Here is a 22036-nt window from a genome sequence, read left to right on the forward strand (position 1 = left end):
TGAAATGTTGGCTTTATGGCTGTTCATAGCGGCTTTCGGGGCAAGCGCGCTCGGTGGCGTGCTGGGCATGGCAAGCGGCATCTTCATCGTGCCAGCGCTTACGCTGTTTTTCGGCGTGGATATTCATGTCGCTATCGGGGCGAGTATTGTTTCGGTTATCGCCTGTTCTTGCGGCAGCGCGGCTCCGCTTTTGAAGCGACGGCTGACCAATGTCCGGCTTGCGGTCGTTCTTGAGACGGCAACCACGCTTGGCGCGCTGACCGGCGTGTTTCTGATCGGAATCGTTTCGACTTCGGTTCTATATGGTTTGTTCGCAGCCATTCTGGTGCTTTCTGCAAAGCAGATGCTGGTACGGCGGCGCGACGAAATCGGCGCAGCGATGCCGGATGCGAAGAGCCTCGCAACAAGCCTGCGACTGAATTCCAGCTTTCCCGATCACATATCCGGGCAGGAGGTGCACTATCGCGTCGGCCATGTTCCGCTGGGCATGGCGCTTATGTATGGGGCGGGACTGGTCTCGGCCCTTCTGGGGATAGGCTCGGGTGTTTTGAAAATCCCGGCGATGGACACCGCCTTGAAACTTCCTATCAAGGTCTCGTCCGCCACCTCCAATTTCATGATCGGCGTGACGGCTGCTGCAAGCGCAAGCGCGTATTTTGTTCGCGGTGACATCGATATCGGGATCACGGGACCGATTGCGCTTGGTTCGGTCATCGGTGCGCTGGTCGGCGCCCGCCTGCTGATGAGCCTTCCGGCGGAAAAACTGCGCATCTTCTTTGTCGTGGTTCTCCTTGTTCTCGCGGTCCAGATGCTTCTGAGCGCTTTCGGTATAGAGATCTCTGGAGGCTTAAAATGAAAGTTACCGCAGACGCCGGACGACGGGACAAAATCATTGCAGCGCTTCTTTGGTATGGCACATGGTTCGCTTCTGCCTTGATCGCGGTCGGAGTCGTTATGACTTCTATTGAACCGACGTCGCTTGCACTGAACGGCTATGACATCGTGAAAGCTGGCATTGCGGTATTCATTCTCCTGCCGATCATCCGGGTCGCGCTGACGATGTATCTTTTTCTGCGCGCGCGTGATTACGTCTACACCGTCATTGCCGCAACGGTTCTGCTGATTATCGCAACCGGCATCGTCGCGGACTTTCGCTAATCCCGATAAATCGCGTGAAGCATAAGCAATATGGCTTGCATCGGCGTGCGTGGGCTGATTTTCTGCTCGCAAAGCCGAAAGCATCGACCCTGATCCGTCGCACGCTCCGGACAAAAGCGGAGGGGACGGGATGGCCACTGGATTGGCAAAGCGACTGGCGGCATTTGGCATGGTTATCCTGCGCGAGGCGATCGGCGTCTACTGGACGCTCGTCAAGATCATGCTGCCGGTGATGGTGCTGACGCAGCTGGCAATCGAGATGGGCTTGATCAAAGCCATTTCTCCTGCCTTCGCTCCCGTCATGCAGTTCGTGGGGCTGCCGCCTGAAGCCGGTTTTGTTTGGGCTATGAACCTGCTGGTTGGCGTGTGGAGCGGGGCAGTGGTGATGTTCGCCGTCTTGCCGGTCGACACGCTCACCACAGCTCAGGTGACGATCCTCGGTTCGCTTTTCCTCTTCGCTCATGCTCTTCCCATCGAACAGCGTATCGTACAAAAGGCCGGCCCGCGCCTGATAGTCTCGACGCTGATACGGCTTGTTGGCGGACTTGTTTTCGCATGGGGGATCAACCTGATTTCCAGTCATACCGGCTGGCTGGCAGAACCGGCTGCACCGAGCTGGGTGCCGGGCCATTACGATTCAAGCTGGAGCAGCTTCGTCGCCGATACGGCCTCCACGCTGGTCTGGATATTTATCGTCCTGCTCGGTCTGGTGGCCGTGCTGAGAACAATGGACGCGCTGGATGTGACACGCTTCCTCAACCTGCTTCTTTCACCCTTGTTGCGCTTGCTCGGCATATCGAAAAATGCCGCTCCATTGACCGTGGTCGGGCTGGTGCTGGGACTGTCCTATGGTGGAGGTCTCATCATCCGTGAATCACAGCGCGGACACATTCAACCTCGGGACGTCTTTCTCGCGTCGAGTTTCATGGGGCTGTGCCACAGCCTGATCGAAGATACGCTGATCGTGGTGGCTCTTGGCGCGGATATCTATGTCGTCCTGTTCGGTCGATTGATTTTCTCCATTGTTCTGGTCGCGATATTTGCCAGACTTCTGCGCGGAACGGGCGACGCCTTCTTCTTCCGTTTCCTTTATCGGGATACACTGCACGGCAAATCCCGATTGCACTACGGGGCAACAGTTGAACAGCCGGCAGATTCATCGCGCTGAGCTATTATTTCATCTGACAAGCATCGTCTGGAATTTCATTCTTGAGCATTCTCGCTCGGAATGAGCGCATCGATGACACTGGCAAGCTGCATGTCACGCTCACCCGCCTCCATGGTACGCCTGAGTACTTCAAGCACAGTTGCAGCGGCGCTGCGGGCTGCCTCGATCAATGTATTCCCCCGCGTAAGCTTGGCGGTCAGAAGGCCGGTGAAAAGGTCACCAGTCCCGACAGGTACGATCGGCAGGCGCGGCGATATCAGTCGCGTGCGGGTCTCGTGGTCGAAGACGATGTTTTCCAGCAAGCCTTCAGGAGTGTCGGCAAGTTCGCAACTGGTCACAACCAGCTGCGCGCCGTGAAGTGCCTGCACACGCCCCGCCGCGGTTTCAAATGCAGCCCAGGAGGTTACATCTGTCTGTGCGATAAGACCCAATTCGAACTGGTTGGGTGTCAACAGATCGGCTAGCGGAACAAGCCGTTCAACGATACATTCCACCACCTGATCGGCAACGAAGATCCCGAGGTTCATATCGCCCATGACCGGATCGCAAATGTATTTTATGTCGGGATTGATCTGGCGGGCGCGTTCGACGAAAGCGGCGACCACATCCCCGTTTGCCTGAGAGCCGAGATAGCCGGAAACAATATAGTGGCTTGTTTCAATCAATCCGCGCTCTTCGACGCCGCGCAGAAGATCGCCGACCAGTTCGGATTCGAGAACCCGCCCGCGCATGGTTTCGAAATGCGGATTGTTGGACAGCAAGGTCGTGGGGACTGCAGCGACATTCAACCCATGGGCCTGCATGGGCAGAACTGCAGCGCTGTTGCCGACATGCCCGTGCACAACCTGGCTCTGGATTGAAATGATGGAAGTGGTCATTCCAGTGCTTTTAGCAGTCATTTTGCAACTCCTTCGCTCACGCTCAATTCGGTCCGTTCACGACGCGGCAGACGACCGTTGAGAACGATATAGGCAACCAGTCCGATTATCAGTCCCCAGAAAGCACCGCCGATGCCGAAGAGATTGATGTTTGCGGCGGATGCGAGAAAGGTAATCAATGCTGCCTCGCGATGCGTGTGGTCTGACATGGCTCCAGCCAGGCTGCTGCCTATCGTGCCCAACAGGGCCAGACCTGCGAGCGTTGTGATAAAGCTTGCGGGAAAAGCCATGAAGACAGCTGCGAGCGTCACACCGAATATGCCGACGAGAATGTAGAACACGCCCGCTGCAATACCGGCGATCCAGCGCTTGGATGGATTTTCGTGTGCTTCAGGCCCGGTCGCGATTGCTGCCGTGATTGCCGCAATGTTGAAGGCATGCGATCCGAATGGCGCCATGATGAGCGAGCCGAGACCTGTTGCGGTAACGATTGGATTGGCGCTGGTCTTGAAACCGTCATTACGCAGAACCAGCATCCCCGGCATATACTGTCCCGTCAGTGTGATGAGGAACAATGGCAGCGCGACGGACAGCAGGGCATTGAGAGAGAATGCAGGCATGGTGAAGACTGGAGTTGCAAACTCCAGTCGCAGTCCAGACAGGTCGACCCTGTTTTGCAGAAGCAGGAAGGCCAGTCCGAGCACGAGAATGCCGACTACGGCGTAGCGAGCGGACAGCCGTTTCAAAACCACATAGGCAACAATCAGCAGTCCAGCCAGCAACGGGTCGGTGGTGGTGCCGCCGAAGGCCCCTATTCCGAATTGCAACAAAATGCCGGCCAGAAGCCCTGAAGCTATGCTTGGCGGTATCAGCCGGATGACTTTCTCGAAATAGCCCGACACACCGAGGATGACGAATGCGAGAGCCGAAATCATGAAAGCGCCGATTGCCTCGGCGTAGGATGTGGTGGCAAGTGCCGTTACAAGAAAGGCAGCCGCTGGCGTCGACCAGGCGGTGATGATCGGCTCGCGGTAGCGCCAGCTGAGATAAAGGCCGGTAAGCCCGACGCCAATCGAAACCGACCAGACCCAGGAGGCAGTCAGTTCCGGGCTCAATCCCGCAACCTTTGCGGCCTGAAAAACAAGAATGAATGTGCCGCCATAATTGACAATGACGGAGATTAGGCCCGCCACGATGGGATGGGCAAGGTCGCTCAAGCGGATCGATGACGTTGAAGCACGGGATGGTATCATCCTCAAAAACCTTCTGGAAATTGGGCACATGGCCTGCAAGTCGGGCTGAAAAGATTGATTGACAGTTAGCTGTTTAATGGCCTGATATGCCCATCCATTTTTGACAAAAGGACCAGTCCATTTGTTCAGGCATTCGCAACTTGAATCCGTCAAGGCTTGGATTGGCCACCCCGCCCATGCGGCAATGCCGCTCCATGCACGTATTCAGCGGTCGATCCGGCAATTGATCATCGATGGTGCGCTGGGGCCGGGAAAGCCGCTTCCGGCTTCGCGCAGCCTCGCCAAATCGCTGGGTGTCTCCCGAGACACGATCGAAGCGGCTTATGCGCAGCTGCATGCAGAGGGCTTTATCGACCGCCGGGTGGGCAGTGGAAGTTTCGTGGCGCAGATAACGGAATTCACACCCGGACACAGCGTTTCCCAGCGCGAAGCGCTATTGCGCAATCAGGCGCCCAATCTGAGCAAACGCGGAGCAGCCATGTTCCGAAGCGGTGGTGTGCGCGAGCTGCTGGCGCCACGACCTTTCGCTCACGGTGTTCCGGAAACCCGAAATTTTCCGCTTCAGCTTTGGGAACGTCTGGAACGGCAGGTTTTGAAGGAAACCGGCACGCAAGTGCTACTGCATGGTCATCCGCAGGGGACAGAGCCATTGCGACGCGCTGTTGCCGAGTACATGAACCTGGAACGCGGAGGACGCGCGACACCTGACAGGGTGCTGATCCTCACCAGCTCGCAACAGGCGCTGACTTTATGTGCCAACATGCTGTTCGACCCCGGTGACCGCATCTTCATTGAAGACCCGGCTTATTACGGTGCACGCAAGGCGTTCGATGCTGCAGGCCTTGAATCCATTCCAGTCAATGTGGACGACCAAGGCATTGTGATCGAGCGGATGGTTGGCGAAACGCTCAAGGCCAAGGCCGTGTTTCTCACACCCTCGCACCAGTTTCCAACCGGCGCAACCCTGTCGCTGGATCGTCGTCTGGCGCTGATCGAATGGGCCGCCCGCCAGCAGACATGGATTATCGAAGACGATTATGACAGCGAGTTTCATTACGCTGGCAAACCGACCGCCTGCGTACAAGGCCTCGACCGGCATGAGCGGACAATCTATATCGGCACTTTCACCAAATCACTCTTTCCGGGCCTGCGTATCGGCTACATGGTATTGCCGCCGCAACTGGTCAAACCGATGACCGTTGCGCGCACTCTGCTTGATGGGCATTCCGCACCGATGGCGCAGTTGACGCTTGCCCGGTTTATGGAAGGTGGACATTTCGGCGCGCATGTCCGGGCCATGCGCGGCATCTATGCTGAACGGCGCGATGTACTGGCCAGACTGATCGAGCGATATCTGGTGGATTTCGTCGAGCCGCATGTGCCTGCCGGAGGGTTACAGATGTCTTGTCTGCTCACCGGTGATTTATCGGAGCGCAATGCCATCGCTGCAGCCCAGCGTGTCGGTATCGAACTCCTCGGCCTGTCCGGGCTTTACGCGGCCGGTGATGGAAAGGCCGGTTTTCTGATGGGGTTTGCAGCCTATACGCCGACAGAAATCGAGACCGCAGTTAAAAAGCTGGCGACGACCTTTCGCACGATCATGAAGCCATAGGTGCTCGAGTGGTCAGCAGTTGAATGATCGTCATGACCGCATGACTTGGAAATTGGTCTGATCTTTGTGCTGGAAGTGGATGGGAGAACCAGACCACCTCTGTGATACAAGCTGGCGGGATGGTTGCCATGTCGTATCCGGGCAGCGGTAAGCATTTGTATCGGCGCTTGAAGGGAGATTGGCGATGCAACTATCTGTCGAGCCGCAGCTGGTTGAGGGGCAGGCAATCAAAGACGAGATAGCGCGTTTCGGTGCTGATCCGACTTCTGTTTTCGCGAGCAATCTCAAAGAGGTTCGCGCGCGGATCGCCGCGGCTTGTCATCGCAGCGGACGCGACCCGAACGATGTGCGCCTTCTCCCGATCACAAAAACAGTCCCGGCTCGCATCCTGCGGCACGCTTATGCGGCTGGAATTCTCGATTTCGGAGAAAATAAACTTCAGGAAGCGCGCGACAAACAAACGGCCCTGAACGATTTGCCGATCCGCTGGAGCATTGTCGGCCATCTGCAGACAAACAAGGTCAAATATCTTGTTCGTCTTGCATGGGAATTCCATGCGCTGGATAGTTTCCGCCTGGCGGAAGAACTGAATCGCAGACTGGACGCGGAAGATCGTGATCTTGATGTTTACGTTCAGGTCAATACTTCGGACGAGGAAAGCAAATATGGGCTGCATCCGGACGATCTCATGTCGTTCGTGGCGCGTCTCTCAGAGTTTCCCCGCCTCAAACCACGTGGGCTGATGACGCTCGCAATTTTCAGCTCCGACACAGCGCGCGTGCGCGCCTGCTTTCGTCTGCTTCGTGGTCTGCGGGATCGTGTTGTTGATGTGCATCCGCATATGAACGGACTTTCCATGGGCATGTCTGGCGATTTCGAGGTTGCAATCGAGGAGGGGGCAACCGTGGTACGGGTCGGGCAGGCCATTTTCGGCCCGCGTCTGACCAGCAATGGTTATTACTGGCCGGGTCTGGCTGCGGACGCCCACACTCAGACTTCTGGCGGCCTGCGATAGCAGTATACGCCAGAAAAATGCGGGGTCAGGGTTTCAGGCTGATCCAGTATGAACCTTCAAACGGGACAGCCGCGAAACGCTGGTTAATTTCCGTCAGTGTCGCTTCGGGGCTGATATCCGCGAACAGTTCCGGTCGCAGCCAGACGGCGAAGGCTTCTGCTGCCAGAACATTCAAGGGAACGGCATTGAAAAAGTTCCACAATCCATGCACGCGCTTGTCGTTCACCGCCTTCAAACCAGCGCGGAAAGGATTTTTCAGGGCATTTGAAAGTGTGTCGCGCGCTTCCTGTTCGCTTACACCCGGCCCGACCGAAAAACCGCTATACTTCCCGCCTGGGGATGAGGTGGCGATGTAAACTTGCGGGTCGGCGGCAACGATAAACTCGCTGCTGATCACCCCTCCCTGTGCTGGTCCATCTGCAGCAATATTTCGACTGCCGGTCAATGTGATGAACTCGCCCATACTGGTTCGCCCGTAAGCGTAGCAGCATTGATCGGCATTGGGAAAGGCTTCCAGCAATACAGTCGGTCCGGCATCGCTCTTCGCCACCCGATCACGAATGCGGGCAATGCGCTCGTCATAGAAGTCGGCAAAGGCGTTAGCCTGCTCTTCGCGGTTGAGTACCTTGCCCAGCAGGCGCATGTTTTTCGAAGTATTTTCGAGTGCATGATTGCCGAAGTCGACCACGAGCACCGGTATGCCCATTTTCTCGAGATAGGCGATCGCCTGCACGCCTTCATCATTGCGCATCTGCCAGTCTGAAAGAATGACCAGATCGGCTTTTACAGAAACGATTTTCTCGACCGAAACTGTAATGCCGTCGCCAATGATCGGCAGCTTTTCAATTTCCGGGAAGCGCTGTTTGAAGCCGGCATAGATTTCCGGATTGTCCCCCTTGAGGTCACCGGCCCAACCGGCCAGCACACTGACGGGATCTGGATGGACGAGCGACAACGCTATCAGATTGAATCCGCTGCCAAGCAATATGGATTTTGGTTGGGCGGTAATGGTGACTTCCCGGTCAAGCGCATCCTTGACGTGAATGGGATAGGTTACCTCTGCAACAGCGCTTTTACCGAGGGCCAGCCAGATTACAGTCAGACACACAACAAGACGGATCATTTCATTGCTTTCTAAGTTCGGGGAGCGCGCATAATTCACCGCATCCGGCAACGCCCGGCAGTTTATAGCGCAGGCAGCAAATCTTGCGCCGGCACAAATTGGCGCCATGATCTGTTTCTTGACGCAGACACCCAAAAAACGGGTTGCGCGTTCCATCGTCAAAAATCTGCGTTTCAAAAAGCGGGCGACATGGCCAGCCATCACGACAATGGTTTTCAGCTGCGCTGTTGACGGCGTAGTCGATATAGACTGCTGCATTATTCCAGGCGAGCTTCGGTGAGATGCCGGTGCGGTCTTTCAGGACTTGAACGACAGTGTTCAGATGGCTTTTTGCGACATGGCTGATAACCGTCATTACATCCGGCGCGTCACAAGCTTGCCCTTCGTGGGGCAAGCCAAAGGAACGTGGCAAGCCCTGATCATTGATGGCAATGGTCATATTCTCGAGCTCGACCGGAAGGGTCACTCCACTTTGTCGGGCGCAGATATAGGGAATGACCAGAAGCGAAAAATAATAGAGCGACCAGAACGAAGAAACCGCCCGCAGGTCGGCATCAGGATAGGCGGCTGCGCATTGATGCAGGGTTTTCGTCAGGAGAGGGCCGTACAGAAATTCCGACAGAGGCATGCTGTCAGTCATTTCGCAGGACAGCATCATACTATCGGCACACCATGCATTGTCACCATGGAACAGTGCTCTCAGGCCTTGGGGCCTGAGAGCTTGCAGTGCTTCATTTCGGGTATCGGTGCTTACCATGAATATTTCAGGCTGCCGACAACAGTGCGGCCCTGATCACGATAACAGAAACCTGCGGAGCAGACCGGCTTGCTGGTGTCGAACAGGTTGGTGGCGTTGACCTGCAGTTTGACGCCTTCATAGTCCTTCTTGATCGCGCCAAAATCGAAATCAATTGCTGCATCGACAAAGGCGCGCGAACTGTTTTTCATAGTGTTTTCGTCATTGCCGTAACTTGAGCCGACAAAACGGACACCTGCGCCGACACCCAGCCCGTAAAGGAAGCTGTTCTCAGGCAATTTATAGTGAGCCCAGGCTGACGCCATGTGGGTCGGTACAGATGAGATTTCATTGCCCACTGTTCCGTCCGGGCCGTCCTTGATGCTGGTCTGCATGTAGCTATAGGACGCAATGAGGGAGAGGCCGTTGTCGAGACTGGTGCTGGCTTCCAGTTCCAGACCGCGCGAACGCAGTTTCCCGCGCTGTACCTGAATGTTGGCCGGGCCAGCATCCAATTCGACCACTTCGTAATAGAGACCGTTGTCCTGATTGATGTTGAACAGGGCGGCCGTTATCAGGGTGTTGCTGTTGGGCAGCTGATACTTGATCCCGACTTCCTGCTGTTCGCTTTCCGTTGGCTCGAACGGATTGCCTGTTGCCCGGTTTACACCGGCATTGGGCGAAAAGGCTGTCGAATAGCTGGCATATGGCGTGATGCCCCAAGGTGTTTCGTAAGTTAGCCCGGCGCGCCATGTGAAGGCCTTGTCGCTCTGATCAAAATCGCTGGACGTGCTGGTTGCCAGATCGGTGTTCTTGGTGTCGGTGCTGACCCAGTCCTGACGACCGCCGAGGGTTATGGTCCAGGCATCATAGCGGATCTGATCCTGCAGATAGATGCCAGCCATGAGCTGGTCCTGAACGTCTTTTGTCTGGAAATCGATTGGCGCTACAGGGCGCCCCATGGACGGATGCCTGGTATCCAGCGGTGGTGTATAGCCATACCCGTTTAATCCCTTCCATTGCAGCTTTGTCAGGTCTACGCCGGCCAAAAGCGTGTGCTCGAAATTGCCGGTATCGAAGCTTGCTTCCAGTTGATTATCGATGGTGAAACTGGTCAGCCGCTCCTCAAAAGTGCCTGCGCTGCTGTCGAGCAGTAACGGATCGATTTCATTGGCCTGATAGGCAAAGGCCCAGTCGGCTCCGATCTTGGTCGATGCAAGGCGGGCATTCTGGCGGAACACGAAAGTGTCGTTGAGGCGGGTTTCAAATTCATAACCGACACGCCCCTGCGTTTGTACTGAGTCATTGAAGGCAGTGTTGCCTGCAAAAATGTCGGATACCTTGCCCGTTACGGCATCGTAATAATAAGCGGCGGTGCCGCCGGTTTTGATGCGGGAGAACTCGCTGAGGATTGTCAGGCGCGTGTCTTCGTCTGGCTTCCACGTAAATGCCGGTGCAATGTAAATGCGGTCGTCGGGAACCGAGGGCTGTTCGGTATCGGCGTTGCGCCAAAGCCCTGTCAGGCGGTAGTAAAGTGGGTCGCCTTCCTTGACCGGGCCTGAGAGGTCGAACTGGGTCTGATAACGATTATTGGTACCGTACTGGACTTGTACTTCGTGAAGCGGGGTTTCGGTCGGGCGCTTGCTGATCAGGTTGAACAGACCACCGGCACCGGAAGCGCCGTAAAGGGCTGACGATGGGCCGCGCAGAATGGAAACGCCTTCCAGGCCATAGGGTTCAGTCTTGAACAGTGCCGAGCTTGCTCCGGGCTGGCGCAGATTGTCACGAAAGACACCGGTATACGTGACGTCGAAGCCACGCACGGTGAAGGAGTCGAACCGCGGATCGAAGCCAAAGCCGCCAACGCGTGCACTGGGCGTATAGGCAATGGCGTCGAGCAAGGTCTGCGGATTACGATCTTCAAGCTGCTGTTGGGTGACGGACGAAATGGACTGCGGGGTCTGCACAAATGGCGTGTCGATCTTGGCGCCGGTCGCGCTGCTGCGCGCCACATAACCGTCCGCATCGATCACGCCGCCGCTGCCGCCGTCGATTACAATCTTGTCGAGAACGATTGCACCATTCTCCGTTGGAGAGGCAGTGGTCTGGTCCTGTGCTATTGCCGTGGCGGCAAGAGCAATCAGGGATGTACCAGCCAGAATTGTACGGCGAAGAGGCATGCAATCGGAGCGCATATAGAATATTCCCAACATGATTTTGACAATCATGAGTGATATATTCATGTATTGGTGCTGGCAAGAAATTACATGATTAAAAGAGTCATGTTTGTCGGTTTGTAGTCATCCTGCAACACTCCCACTTTTGAAGCGGCGAAAGACTGGAACAGGTGTATGAGCGCATGATGCCCAACCGCTCATTTGACGTCTTGGTAAAGGTCACGATGAATTCTGGCAAAGTGATTGGTTCCGGTGCAATCGTCTTACTCTGCGGACCGGTGTGGTGCGATCAATGTGGGTGAGCATGATGATGGCAAGCACGTCAGGTTCACGACCACCGGCGTCAGCGCTAGCATGGGTTATCATCTTGCCAGAGAACTGACTGTCGGGGCAGCTTCGGCTGTGGTCGTGATGATAGCGATATTGGCGACAAAGAGATACGCAGCACCGCTTGAATATCGTGGTCTGATAGCTGCAGACGGGGACCGTGAACACGGTTTTCTGGTCAATTTCAAGAAGCAGTTCTGATAACGGAGGCGGCATGTTCCGCCTGTCCATCCTTCTTTTATTTGCATCGGACGGCTCTCAGGTCAGCCAGTTTGTCACGTCGTTACGGACAGTTCGTCGAAAGGCACTTGACTGATATATAGCCATTCGGCTATGTATCAACGCATAGCCAATTGGGTATGAATTGAGCGATGACTATGCGAGACGAAGTTTTCAAAGCTTTATCCGATCCGACCCGACGGTCGATATTTGAACGACTTTGCCGAGAGGGCGAGAAGACGGTTACGGTTTTGACCGCAGGAACGAATGTGTCCCAGCCGGTCGTCTCAAAGCATCTTGCTGCTCTCAAGAGGGCAGGCCTCGTCAGTGATCGTCACGAGGGGCGCCAAAGCCACTACAGGGCCGAATACACGGCACTAATTCCACTGATCGATTGGGCGAAAGAGTTGAACGGTTTCTGGGAGCAGAAGTTCGATGCCCTTGAAGACCTGTTGAAGAGGATGGATCAATGACCGAGATATCAGATGATGTGCGAACGGTAATTGTTGAGCGTGAAATGCCTCATCGGCCTGAAAAGCTCTGGCGCGCATTGACGGAGCCTCACCTCATCGCGGAATGGCTGATGAATAATGATTTCGCTCCGACCGTAGGCCATTGTTTCAAGCTCAAAGGTGAGTGGGGCGGGGTGCTGGATTGTGAGGTTCTGGTGGTCGAGCCGAACAGGCGGCTATCCTACACCTGGAACCACACCCATGAGGACGAAGCATACAATCTCAGAAGTATCGTGACCTTGACTTTGATACCGACCGCCACCGGGACACATTTGCGGATGGAACAGTCGGGCTTTATGCCAGGTCAGAAACAGGCCTTTCACGGTGCACATCATGGATGGCGAAATTTCCTTGAAAAGCTCGATGCCGTCGCCGCTGATTTGGACTGAACCCGCTCCTGGAGAGAGTGCCGCAAAACATAATGAGCCGGAAGGAGCTGGAGTTCAGCCAATGTGGTTGGCGAACTCCACAAGGAGAAGCACATATGGTCTTGAATAAATCCATACGCCAAATTCACCGCTGGTTGTCGATCATATTCACGCTTACCGTGATTGCGAATTTCGTCACTATGGCGTTCGGGCAGCCTCCGGTGTGGATCGTCTATTCTCCGCTTCTACCGCTGTTTATATTACTCGCAACCGGGCTGTATCTGTTTATTCTGCCCTATACTCTGAGACGGGGTGAGTGAAGCCTTTTGACCCTGTTCGATAGGCCCTTTCACCAGGCCAGCTTGGGCACCGCGTCAAGCAGCATGCGCGTATATGGCTGTTTTGGCTGAGTGAATATTTGAGAAACGGTACCTTCTTCGACAATCTTGCCGTGATGCATGACAACAACGCGGTCGCACAGATGGCGAACGACAGACAGGTCATGGCTGATAAAAAGCAATGTCAGATCAAGGCTTTTCCTCAGTTGCAACAGGAGATTGATAACCTGTGCCTGAATGGAGACGTCGAGCGAAGCCACTGGCTCGTCGCAAACGATGAGCTCCGGTTGCATTGCCAGTGCTCGCGCAATAGCAATGCGCTGTCGCTGTCCGCCGGAGAACTGGTGAGGATAACGGTCTGCCAGCGCCGGATCGAATGCCACTGATTTCAGCCAGCGATTGACATATTCGCGCGCGTCTTTCTTGGTGCAAAGCCCGTGTGCGATCGGCCCTTCCGCGACGGACTGAAATATTGTGCGGCGTGGATCAAGCGATGCAAAGGGGTCCTGAAAGATCATTTGAACGGACGTGCCGATCTTGCGGTCTTTTTCCCGCACCTTGCGAGCGTCAACCAGAACATTACCCGAAGTTGGCGTGGAAATGCCGCAGATGATGCGGCCAAGCGTTGATTTCCCCGAGCCGGACTCGCCGACCAGCCCCAGCACTTCGCCGCGTGCAATCGTAAGAGTTGCGGACTGAACGGCATGGACGGCATGAGCTGGTTTGGCGAGGCCGAGCCGTTGGGCAAAACGGCCAAGCGAGCCTACCGGCTTTTGGAAGACCATCGTAACGTCATCGGCGCTGACGAAGTTCGTGCTTGGGGCGAGAGATTTATTCTTCTGCGTCTCTATAATTGAATATTCGCCAGCGTTCTCGGTGGCGCTTGAGGTTAGAAGCTCCCCTGGCTGTTTTCGTGACGGCAGGGCATCAAGCAGGCCTTGAGTGTAGGAGTGCTTGGGAGAACCGAGTACTTCGGCAACGCTCCCCATCTCGACAATCTTGCCAAGCCGCATGACGGCTATTCTCTGTGAGATTGAAGCAACAGTCGCGAGATCATGGCTGATCCAGATCATCGAAATGCCCAGTTCTGAGACGAGCGCTTTCACTTCTTTGAGGATTTCCGCTTGAACCGACACATCGAGCGCCGTTGTGGGTTCGTCCGCGATTACCAGTTTGGGCTTGTGAAGCAGCGCAATAGCAATCGCCACGCGTTGGCGCATGCCACCTGAAAACTGATGTGGATACTGGTCGACCTTCTTTTCCGGCTCGACAATGCGCACCCGCGCCAAAGCTTCGATCGCTCTGCGGCGAACTTCGGCATCCGAAGCCTTTTCGTGAGCGCGGATAGCCATTGCGATCTGGTCGATGACCTTGAGGACCGGGTTTAGGGTCATCATGGGGTCCTGAAAGACCATAGAGACTTCCCGACCACGAATGCTGCGCAATTGGTTTTCCGGCAATCCGACCAGCTCCCGGCCTTCAAATCGAATTGAACTTCCGGGTTGAATTCTGCCGGGCTTATCGATCAGGCCAATCAGAGAGAAACCGGTGATCGATTTTCCTGAACCGGATTCTCCGACAAGGCCAAGTATTTCGCCTTTCGCGATTTCAAATGAGATGCCATCGACGGATTTCACCGTACCGCGGTCAGTTTCAAAATAAGTGGAGAGATTGTCGACTTGTAGCAGAGCTGTCATTTGCGCAGCCTCGGATTGAGTATGTCTCTGATCTGATCGCCCATGAGATTGATGGCCATGATCAGAACGATCAGCGCAACGCCCGGATAGATGGAAATCCAGTAGCGGCCCGACAGAAGATACTGGAAGCCATTGGCAATCAACATCCCAAGGGAGGGCTCTGTTGGCGGCAGGCCGACACCAAGAAATGAAAGCGTGGCTTCCAGCGAAATGGCTGAAGCAACTTGCACAGTTGCCACGACGATGAGCGGTGGCAGGGAGTTGGGCAGGATATGCCGTGTCACGACGTGCCAGCCACTCATCGGTACGGAAAGGGCTGCCTGCACATAATCCTTTTGCCGTTCCGCCGCCGCGCATGCGGTGCCATCTCCGGAATTTGCGGGCCACGCAATCCTGTTCTGGCGGCACGTGCAGTCATGGAGCAGACCGAACACGTATTTTTCGCAGGCGAAGGGGCAAAGCGGTTTTGCGAAGCTGCCGGTCTGGAAATGATGGCGCCGGAATGGTTCTCGACGGAACAGCGTCGCAAGGCCTTGCACGACGAAATGGCACGTCGTCGCAGTGGTGCCGCCGACGATGGCGATCCTGCCCGCAAACATGGCACTGTCGGAGCAGTTGCACTGGATCGTTTCGGTCATCTGGCGGCAGCCACATCCACGGGCGGCATGACCGCCAAGACACCGGGACGCGTTGGTGACAGCCCGGTCATCGGTGCTGGAACCTGGGCGGATGACGAGACGGTAGCGCTTTCCGCCACAGGTCACGGAGAATATTTCATTCGCTGGGCGGTGGGTCACGAAGTGGATGCACGGATGCGCTGGGCAGGGCAATCGCTCAATGAGGCGGCTGGCGCGGTTGTCCGCGAGCTGGGTGAAATCGGTGGCTCTGGCGGTCTTGTTGCGGTGGATCGCAAAGGCAATGTCAGCCTGCCGTTCAACAGCCCAGGCATGTATCGTGCATGGTGCGGTTTGGACGGGGAGATAAATACGGGTATATATAGATAGCAGAGATGCCATAAAGACCAGAACACAGCCTGATACCGGGATGCAATTTATGAACCTCTACAATGGAAGCATCCGATCTGCCTTGCTTCCATTTCTCTTGTGTCTGCTGTTCAACCTTCTGGCGATAGGCAGCCTTGCTGTTTATCAACGAGCGGCGCTGTTGTCCGAACTTCAAGCTGCCAGCTTTACGTTACATCGTGAGGCTTCCCAACGGGCCGACCAACACGATGCCCATCTGACGGCGCTTTCAACGATCGCCCAATCCAAAGCGCGAACGGCTGATGTTTCGCAGGATGACGTTTTCCTCGAAGTGGCGGCAACGATCACTCGTTTCTATCCGCGCATCGATGAAATTCAACTGGTGCCGATGAACTCGGCTGAGCCCGTGACCGGCACAAGAAAGCTGGAACCGGAACTGGCTGATGCCATACGTGTGGCTGCCCGTTCATCGCGAGGCGTCCCCGAGCTTCTGGCACCTGCTGCGCGACCCGGGCATTACATGATCGTAAAACGCAGCCCGAATACGGACAACCCGCACGACGGTCTGACACTCTCGATCAATGCGGGCAGTCTCATCAGTTCTGACGATGCATTCTGGAGCCGGGATGGCGTTGCGCTGCGTATCCTCATGCCAGATGGGAAGGTTTTGTTCAGTAGCGCGGGCACATTTGGTGAAGCGCATTTTTCCAAGAAACTGGGCAGTGCAACGCAACCGCTTCTCTTCCAGACAGCCCTTGCCATGGGCTGGACTGATCTTTTGCCGTTTGACCAGCTTATTCCGATCCTCGTTCTTACGAACCTGCTGTTCTTTGGTGGATTGGTCATCGTTCGCCAGACACAACGCACGCGCCATGCGGAACGTCGCGCAGAACTGAGTAGCCTCGAAGCCCGATTGGCACACGCCTCACGCGTCAACACGATGGGCGAAATGGCAAGCGGCATGGCACATGAGTTGACGCAGCCCTTGACGGCACTTCTGGCGGGGGCTCAGGCGGGGCGCCGCTTGTTGAGCCGCAACAATATGACGGCACTGGCCGGAGCGCTGGACGATATGGTGGATCAGGCGCGTCGGGCATCCGCCATTCTGGATCGGCTACGCAATTGGTCTCGTCCGCAGCGCCGGCAGACGAAACATGCTGATCTGCGCCTTTCACTGCAGAACGTGCAGACACTGCTCGCCTCGGAGGCTGTACGACAAGGCGTCAAAGTTGAACTCTCGATACCCGAGACACCTTTGTTGGCTGCGTTTGACCCGGTGGAAATGGAACAGGTGATGTTCAATCTTCTCCGCAATGCAATTGAATCCTTTCATGATAGTGATGGTGATCGACGGGTCAACGCATCCCTGAAAGCTGATGGATCGCTCGCTATTTTGGAAGTTGCCGATAACGGCCCCGGTGTTGCGCCAGAGTTGTTGCCGCGTCTTTTTACCCCTTTTACGACAAATCGCCCTGAAGGAACCGGTCTCGGCCTGGCACTCAGCCAGCGGCTGGTTGAACGCTTTGGTGGTGAAATTTCCTATATTCCTCAGGAGCAAGGTGCGTTGTTTCGCGTTGTACTCCCAATCGCCGATGGCACAGGAAGTTAAGACGATGGTTCAGCCGGTCTATCTTGTCGATGATGATGAAGCGGTACGAAAGTCGCTCAGCCTTCTTCTGTCGACCATAGACATCGAGGTCAGGGGGTTTGCTGATCCTTCCGCTTTTCTGGCGCAGCTGCCGCGACTGAAACCCGGATGCATGATTTTCGATATTCGCATGCCTGTCATGACGGGCCTGAAGCTTCAGGAGCTTCTGGCCGGGCAGGAAGTTGACTGGCCGGTGATCATCATCTCGGGCCACGGCGATATCGAAGCCTGTCGTCGAGCCTTTAGAAATGGCGCGGTGGATTATCTTTCCAAGCCGGTCGATGAGCAGGATTTGATCGATGCAATCCAGAAGGCTCAGCAACTGCTTGAACGCAAGCTGGGGAGCCAGGCTCTGAGAGCCGAAACGCTGGCACTGCTGGACGCGCTGACGGCGCGTGAGCGTGAGGTGCTTGATCGTATTGCACAGGGCTTCACTACCCGGCAAATTGCCGATGGTCTTGAATTGTCGCCACGCACGATAGATAGCCACCGTGCGGCCATAGGAGCAAAACTGGGCACGACTTCGCAAGCGGAAATGACACGCTTGTGGCTTGAAGGACAGTCACATCCGTAGAACTACCGATAAGTTCGTAAATGTTACGGATTTCACTGCTTGCTGACGGGAACTAAATGTTCCTCATCACAACTGAGGAACGACCATGATCCGTAAACTTGCAATTATCGTTTTGTCGATGGCCCCGGCTACTGCTTTCGCTCAGACTCTTCCCACCACGCCCTATCTGCCGCTTGATCTGGCAACCAAAGCTGCACAGGCTGCACTGGATGCCTGTGTCGCCAAGGGCAATAATGTGAGCGTTGCAGTTGTGGCGCGAGACGGATCGACCAAGGTTCTGCTGAAGGCCGATCTTTCCGGTCCGCATACCGGCAACAGCGCGGAAGGAAAAGCGTTCACGTCGGCTGCTCTGGGCCGTGATTCCGGTGAAGTCGCAGAGTTTATCGCGTCGAAGCCAGCAAATAATGGCATGCGGGACATGGATTCTCGCTTCGTTATTCAGGCGGGTGGGTTGCCGATCAAGATCGGGGATGCATTGGTTGGCGGAATTGGCGTTGGCGGCGCACCATCGGGTGCAACCGATGCGGAATGCGCACTTGCCGGTCTGCAGGCTATCGAAGCAAAGTAAGAATGAACAATCGGGGCTGAGGGTGGTTCAACCCCGATCATTTTCAGCGAGAATGACAAAAGGGGCGCGGTTACGCGCCCCTTTTACTAATAGTGACCCCGCCTCACGCGTGGCCCACTATAATAGTGGTGTCTGTGATGATTGCGCCAGGCGTTGTGCCTGTAATGGCGATGCGAATGCCAGCGTGGCCCACGATAATGGCGGTGATGCGAGCGCCAGTTGTTTCGCTTGTAGTGATGCCGTTTCTTCCAATGTTTCCGTGAATGATGCCCCCGATGATCCCGGACTTGTTCGACATTCGAACTCACGTCTGGTTTTGCGACGTTCAGTGTCGGCGCGGCATTGGCAGCACCTGCTCCGATCAGCATCCCGACACCGAGAACACCGGCGATCAGTCCTTTAACTAGGTTCATTCTGCGTACTCCTTTCAAGCTCGCATCCTGAAATCTGGCGTATGAACTGATGATGAACGGGAAAAAGCGGGGAAAATCCGGCTTGATGGTCATACAAGTTTTACAACGACAAACCTCCACAGACTGGTAGCTTCGCGATTCAACGACTACGTATAAGGGTGGAATCGTAACCCGTGAAATCGCGACGGAGAAACATGCACAGAACTGGCTTCGTCGGAACTATCCTGATGCTGTTTGCAGCCTTTCCCGCTGCTGCAAACGACGCGCAATTGGTTGCCGATATGGCTTCCGAGTGCTGGAAGTTGCCCGAGAATATTGACTATCAACGAGCGTCCGCAACTTTCGAGGTTACATATAATGCTGAGGGCGAGTTGGTGCGCATCGTGACTGTCGAGTATCAACCAGTTAGACGAGCGGGCCGAGAATTCGCAATCAGCGCGCAGCAGGCGCTGAATGAGTGCGCGAACAGAACTCCGGTTAAGTCGCGGACGATCCGGGTGGTAATGCGATATACGGCACCCGCCTCAGATGGGCCATTGATCATGAAGAAGCCCCTCCGGTAGCCAATGTCTATCTCTTATGGGCCAGTACCAAGTGCCGCTCGACTGAATAATTCATACAGACGGTTGCCAAAAAAACATAATTGCTGAACAAGGGTTGGAACTAAGCGCTCAATGTCGAGAATGGAACACAGCTTGAAACGCATTAAAATTGGCTTGGTCTGGCTCTTTTTGGCAGGCATTTCGTCAGCGCATGCTCTTGAAGTCAGTTCTCCGGCCATTTTGAAGCCGTCGCCGGAGCAAATGCAAGCCGCCAATCTAACGGCAGAGTTTCTCACGCGTTTTCATTATCGGCCCATTCCTCTGGATGATGCGCTGTCGGTCCGGATCATGAACCGGTTTATCGACTCGCTGGACCCGGATCGGCTCATCTTTCTGCAGGCGGATGTCGACAAGTTCCTGACCGGCAGCAAGGAAATCGATGATGCCATCGAACGTCAGGATTTGACTGTTCCGTTTTCCATCTTCAACACCTACCAGATGCGCATCATCGAGCGCATGACCTTTGCGCGCAGCCTGCTCAAGCAGGGGTTTGATTTCAGCAAGCAGGAAGATTTCTCCATCGTGCGCGACAAGGAGCCCTGGCCGCGATCAAGTGAGGAGAGCAATGATCTGTGGCGCAAACGCGTCAAGAACGACTGGCTGCGTTTGAAGCTTGCCGGCAAGGATGATGCGACGATTCGCAAAACCCTCGACAAGCGCTATGAAAACTCCATCGAGCGCACGTTTAAATACAACAGCAGCGACGCTTTCCAATCATTCATGGCTGCCTATACGACGTCGGTCGATCCGCATACCGATTACTTCGGTGCCAAGGCTTCAGCCGAATTCGATATTTCAATGAAGCTGTCTCTGGTCGGTATCGGCGCGGTGCTCCAGGAAAGAGACGACTATACGACGATCCGTGAACTGGTTGCGGGTGGTCCGGCACAGTCATCGGGCAAGCTTGCCGTGGGCGACCGTATTGTTGGCGTTGGACAGGGCAAGGAAGGTCCTATCAAGGAAGTGATCGGCATGCGTCTCGATGAGGTCGTGCAGATGATCCGTGGTGACAAGGGTTCGGTTGTGCGGCTCGATATCCTGCCCGTTGATGCTGGCCCCGACGGCAAGCACCATGTCATCTCTCTAGTCCGCGACAAGATCAGTCTCGACAAGCAGGCCGCCCAGAAGAAGGTCCTTTCGGTGAAAGACGGAGACGCCTCCCGCAAGATTGGAGTGATCACTCTGCCTGCGTTTTACGAAGACATTGAAGCGCGGCGCAAGGGCGACAAGAATTACAGGAGTGCCAGCCGCGATGTTGCCAAGCTCATTGCTGAGTTGAAGCAAGACAAGGTTGACGGTGTGCTGGTCGACCTGCGCAACAACGGCGGTGGTTCGCTCAGCGAAGCGATCGATCTGACAGGATTGTTTGTTGGAAAAGGACCGGTCGTTCAGCAGCGCAATGCAAGCGGCGAAGTCAAGGTGGAAAGCGATACTCTTTCGGCACCTGCCTGGAAGGGCCCGCTGGGCGTACTCATCAATCGCGGTTCAGCTTCGGCTTCCGAGATTTTTGCTGCGGCGATACAGGATTATGGTCGTGGTGTGGTTATCGGCGAACCAAGTTTCGGCAAGGGAACGGTGCAGACCGTGGTCAATCTCGACGAAGTGGCCAATAATCCCAAACCGGAATATGGCGAGCTTAAATTTACAGTTGCGCAGTTCTTCCGAGTTGACGGTGGTACGACCCAATTGCGTGGTGTAACACCCGATATTAGTCTACCGGGGCTTTTCGATCTCAAGCTTGTCGGTGAATCAAGCTTCGACAATGCGTTGCCGTGGTCGCAGGTGAAGGCTGCGAAGTACAAGTCATCGGACAATATAAAGACGCTGTTGCCCCGGCTGCAGAACCTGCATGATGAGCGCGTGCAGAAATCCCCGGAGTTTCAGGACTTTTTGCAAGACGTTGCAACGCTGAAAGAGCAGCGCGAGAAAAAATCCATATCCCTCAACGAAACTGAACGTCGCAACGAGATGGCTGCTCAGGAAAAGCGGATCAAGGCACGCGGGAAGGTCAACGACGGTATTGATACCGGGATGGATGACGGTCTGCAGTCGAATGAGCGAAGCTTGAGTGCTGATCTGGCGATTGAGAAAAACCGCAAGAGCGCGACAGATGTCCTGCAGAACGAGGCTGCGGCGATTGTGGGCGATCTGGTTGATCTGCGATAGGGCTTTGGTTCAAGTCAGTGCGGGAGAGAACTCGCAACGGGAGGGGTTGGCGCCGACCGCTGCGCTGTTGCGAAACTTAGGGATTATCGGATTTCAGAAGATAACCCGCATTAAACCCGTTAGATCGCGTGAACGGTCAGGTTTCACGGTCCGCGCTTATTTGCGCAGCTCGGCTTCGATCTGATCGAGAACCTGATCCTTGCCAATGCCGGTCAGGAAGGGGAGGCCCTTTATGACGGGCTTGGTCACAGAAGCCGAAATAGGCGTAGTGGAAACGATGAAATCCACATTGTCGGCCAGAGAAGCAACTTCAGTTGCTTTTGCCTGCTGAGCGTTGAAGGTAAGCCCACGCTTTTTCATTTCTTCGGTGACGGTTGCATTCACTGCCGTAGATGTCGCTACACCTGTACCGCAAGCGAAGAGAATTGTTTTCATTTTAGCCATGGTTTCCTCCAATTGGTGCTTGTGTGTTCAGAGCGCTAGAGCATTTCCTGTTATTCT

The 22036-nt window shown here is 55.2% G+C and carries 22 protein-coding genes and 1 pseudogene; 14 read left to right on the top strand and 9 right to left on the bottom strand.

All coding sequences use genetic code 11. The features are described 5' to 3' along the window. The first annotated feature begins 4 nt into the window (after positions 1 to 4). The 3 genes from OHI65_RS05525 to OHI65_RS05535 all read left to right on the top strand — a co-directional run bounded on the left by OHI65_RS05525 (position 5) and on the right by OHI65_RS05535 (position 2326). Positions 5 to 856 (top strand): sulfite exporter TauE/SafE family protein, encoded by an 852-nt coding sequence (locus OHI65_RS05525; protein WP_094515501.1) that lies wholly within the window; start codon positions 5 to 7, stop codon positions 854 to 856. Beyond that, a complete protein-coding gene (locus OHI65_RS05530) occupies positions 853 to 1158 on the top strand; it encodes a DUF1634 domain-containing protein (protein WP_125302784.1) in 306 nt (101 codons plus the stop codon). Before OHI65_RS05525 ends, OHI65_RS05530 begins: the two co-directional genes overlap by 4 nt. 130 nt (positions 1159 to 1288) lie before the next feature. Then, on the top strand, positions 1289 to 2326 hold the full coding sequence (locus tag OHI65_RS05535; protein ID WP_012093463.1) for a hypothetical protein: 1038 nt from the start codon (positions 1289 to 1291) through the stop codon (positions 2324 to 2326). 35 nt (positions 2327 to 2361) lie between these two features. Here the strand turns inward: OHI65_RS05535 and pdxY are convergent, their stop codons facing one another. Both pdxY and OHI65_RS05545 read right to left on the bottom strand, forming a co-directional pair. Next, positions 2362 to 3225, bottom strand: a complete 864-nt coding sequence (gene pdxY / locus OHI65_RS05540; RefSeq protein ID WP_125302786.1) for a pyridoxal kinase — start codon at positions 3223 to 3225, stop codon at positions 2362 to 2364. Continuing rightward, positions 3222 to 4457, bottom strand: a complete 1236-nt coding sequence (locus tag OHI65_RS05545) for a benzoate/H(+) symporter BenE family transporter (protein WP_185756046.1) — start codon at positions 4455 to 4457, stop codon at positions 3222 to 3224. The genes pdxY and OHI65_RS05545 overlap by 4 nt, the downstream gene beginning before the upstream one ends. 121 nt (positions 4458 to 4578) lie before the next feature. Between OHI65_RS05545 and OHI65_RS05550 the strand changes: the two genes are divergently transcribed. Both OHI65_RS05550 and OHI65_RS05555 read left to right on the top strand, forming a co-directional pair. Further along, on the top strand, positions 4579 to 6069 hold the full coding sequence (locus OHI65_RS05550; RefSeq protein ID WP_125302789.1) for a PLP-dependent aminotransferase family protein: 1491 nt from the start codon (positions 4579 to 4581) through the stop codon (positions 6067 to 6069). Positions 6070 to 6253: 184 nt separating this feature from the next. Continuing rightward, complete coding sequence (locus tag OHI65_RS05555) at positions 6254 to 7084, top strand: YggS family pyridoxal phosphate-dependent enzyme (RefSeq protein ID WP_125302791.1); 831 nt, start codon at positions 6254 to 6256, stop codon at positions 7082 to 7084. 25 nt (positions 7085 to 7109) lie between these two features. Here the strand turns inward: OHI65_RS05555 and OHI65_RS05560 are convergent, their stop codons facing one another. The 3 genes from OHI65_RS05560 to OHI65_RS05570 are packed head-to-tail and all read right to left on the bottom strand — an operon-like array spanning position 7110 to position 11138. Next, positions 7110 to 8207, bottom strand: coding sequence for an ABC transporter substrate-binding protein (locus OHI65_RS05560; protein ID WP_125302794.1), 1098 nt, complete (start codon positions 8205 to 8207; stop codon positions 7110 to 7112). A 1-nt stretch (position 8208) separates the two neighbouring features. After that, positions 8209 to 8964 carry a siderophore-iron reductase FhuF gene (gene fhuF / locus OHI65_RS05565; protein WP_125302797.1) on the bottom strand — a complete coding sequence of 252 codons (756 nt, stop codon included), beginning with the start codon at positions 8962 to 8964 and terminating at the stop codon, positions 8209 to 8211. After that, positions 8958 to 11138, bottom strand: coding sequence for a TonB-dependent siderophore receptor (locus tag OHI65_RS05570; protein WP_040128828.1), 2181 nt, complete (start codon positions 11136 to 11138; stop codon positions 8958 to 8960). Before OHI65_RS05570 ends, fhuF begins: the two co-directional genes overlap by 7 nt. A 276-nt stretch (positions 11139 to 11414) precedes the next feature. On the opposite strand from OHI65_RS05570, the gene OHI65_RS05575 reads away from it, so the two are divergent. From OHI65_RS05575 to OHI65_RS05590, 4 genes are all read left to right on the top strand, one after another. Continuing rightward, positions 11415 to 11648 carry a hypothetical protein gene (locus OHI65_RS05575; RefSeq protein WP_125302799.1) on the top strand — a complete coding sequence of 78 codons (234 nt, stop codon included), beginning with the start codon at positions 11415 to 11417 and terminating at the stop codon, positions 11646 to 11648. Between the two features lie 170 nt (positions 11649 to 11818). Next, positions 11819 to 12139, top strand: coding sequence for an ArsR/SmtB family transcription factor (locus OHI65_RS05580; protein ID WP_125302802.1), 321 nt, complete (start codon positions 11819 to 11821; stop codon positions 12137 to 12139). Beyond that, complete coding sequence (locus OHI65_RS05585) at positions 12136 to 12567, top strand: SRPBCC family protein (RefSeq protein WP_010659317.1); 432 nt, start codon at positions 12136 to 12138, stop codon at positions 12565 to 12567. The genes OHI65_RS05580 and OHI65_RS05585 overlap by 4 nt, the downstream gene beginning before the upstream one ends. 95 nt (positions 12568 to 12662) lie before the next feature. Then, the gene (locus OHI65_RS05590) at positions 12663 to 12866 is read left to right on the top strand and encodes a hypothetical protein (protein ID WP_010659316.1); all 204 of its coding nucleotides are present in this window, start codon (positions 12663 to 12665) and stop codon (positions 12864 to 12866) included. 29 nt (positions 12867 to 12895) lie between these two features. Here the strand turns inward: OHI65_RS05590 and OHI65_RS05595 are convergent, their stop codons facing one another. Together OHI65_RS05595 and OHI65_RS05600 are read right to left on the bottom strand one after the other, a co-directional pair. Beyond that, positions 12896 to 14581 carry a dipeptide ABC transporter ATP-binding protein gene (locus OHI65_RS05595; RefSeq protein ID WP_125302804.1) on the bottom strand — a complete coding sequence of 562 codons (1686 nt, stop codon included), beginning with the start codon at positions 14579 to 14581 and terminating at the stop codon, positions 12896 to 12898. Next, positions 14578 to 14934 (bottom strand): annotated as a pseudogene (locus OHI65_RS05600) (ABC transporter permease); the annotation flags it as partial. The gene OHI65_RS05595 and the pseudogene OHI65_RS05600, both read right to left, overlap by 4 nt. On the opposite strand from OHI65_RS05600, the gene OHI65_RS05605 reads away from it, so the two are divergent. The 4 genes from OHI65_RS05605 to OHI65_RS05620 all read left to right on the top strand — a co-directional run bounded on the left by OHI65_RS05605 (position 14854) and on the right by OHI65_RS05620 (position 18354). Next, a complete protein-coding gene (locus OHI65_RS05605) occupies positions 14854 to 15585 on the top strand; it encodes an isoaspartyl peptidase/L-asparaginase family protein (protein ID WP_264358533.1) in 732 nt (243 codons plus the stop codon). The pseudogene OHI65_RS05600 and the gene OHI65_RS05605 sit on opposite strands and share 81 nt — an antisense overlap. 49 nt (positions 15586 to 15634) lie before the next feature. Next, the gene (locus OHI65_RS05610) at positions 15635 to 17173 is read left to right on the top strand and encodes a sensor histidine kinase (protein WP_094515526.1); all 1539 of its coding nucleotides are present in this window, start codon (positions 15635 to 15637) and stop codon (positions 17171 to 17173) included. 4 nt (positions 17174 to 17177) lie between these two features. After that, a complete protein-coding gene (locus OHI65_RS05615; protein WP_094515527.1) occupies positions 17178 to 17786 on the top strand; it encodes a response regulator transcription factor in 609 nt (202 codons plus the stop codon). A gap of 85 nt (positions 17787 to 17871) precedes the next feature. Further along, a complete protein-coding gene (locus OHI65_RS05620; protein WP_029926428.1) occupies positions 17872 to 18354 on the top strand; it encodes a GlcG/HbpS family heme-binding protein in 483 nt (160 codons plus the stop codon). Between the two features lie 86 nt (positions 18355 to 18440). On the opposite strand, the gene OHI65_RS05625 is transcribed toward OHI65_RS05620, so the two are convergent. Next, positions 18441 to 18767 (bottom strand): hypothetical protein, encoded by a 327-nt coding sequence (locus tag OHI65_RS05625; protein ID WP_155269258.1) that lies wholly within the window; start codon positions 18765 to 18767, stop codon positions 18441 to 18443. Positions 18768 to 19450: 683 nt separating this feature from the next. On the opposite strand from OHI65_RS05625, the gene OHI65_RS05630 reads away from it, so the two are divergent. Continuing rightward, a complete protein-coding gene (locus tag OHI65_RS05630; RefSeq protein ID WP_125301053.1) occupies positions 19451 to 21535 on the top strand; it encodes a carboxy terminal-processing peptidase in 2085 nt (694 codons plus the stop codon). Between the two features lie 156 nt (positions 21536 to 21691). On the opposite strand, the gene OHI65_RS05635 is transcribed toward OHI65_RS05630, so the two are convergent. After that, on the bottom strand, positions 21692 to 21979 hold the full coding sequence (locus OHI65_RS05635; protein WP_010659301.1) for a PTS sugar transporter subunit IIB: 288 nt from the start codon (positions 21977 to 21979) through the stop codon (positions 21692 to 21694). Between the last annotated feature and the right edge of the window lie 57 nt (positions 21980 to 22036).

This window comes from Brucella sp. MAB-22 (genome assembly GCF_025908475.1).
In the GTDB taxonomy this organism is placed as follows: domain Bacteria; phylum Pseudomonadota; class Alphaproteobacteria; order Rhizobiales; family Rhizobiaceae; genus Brucella; species Brucella anthropi.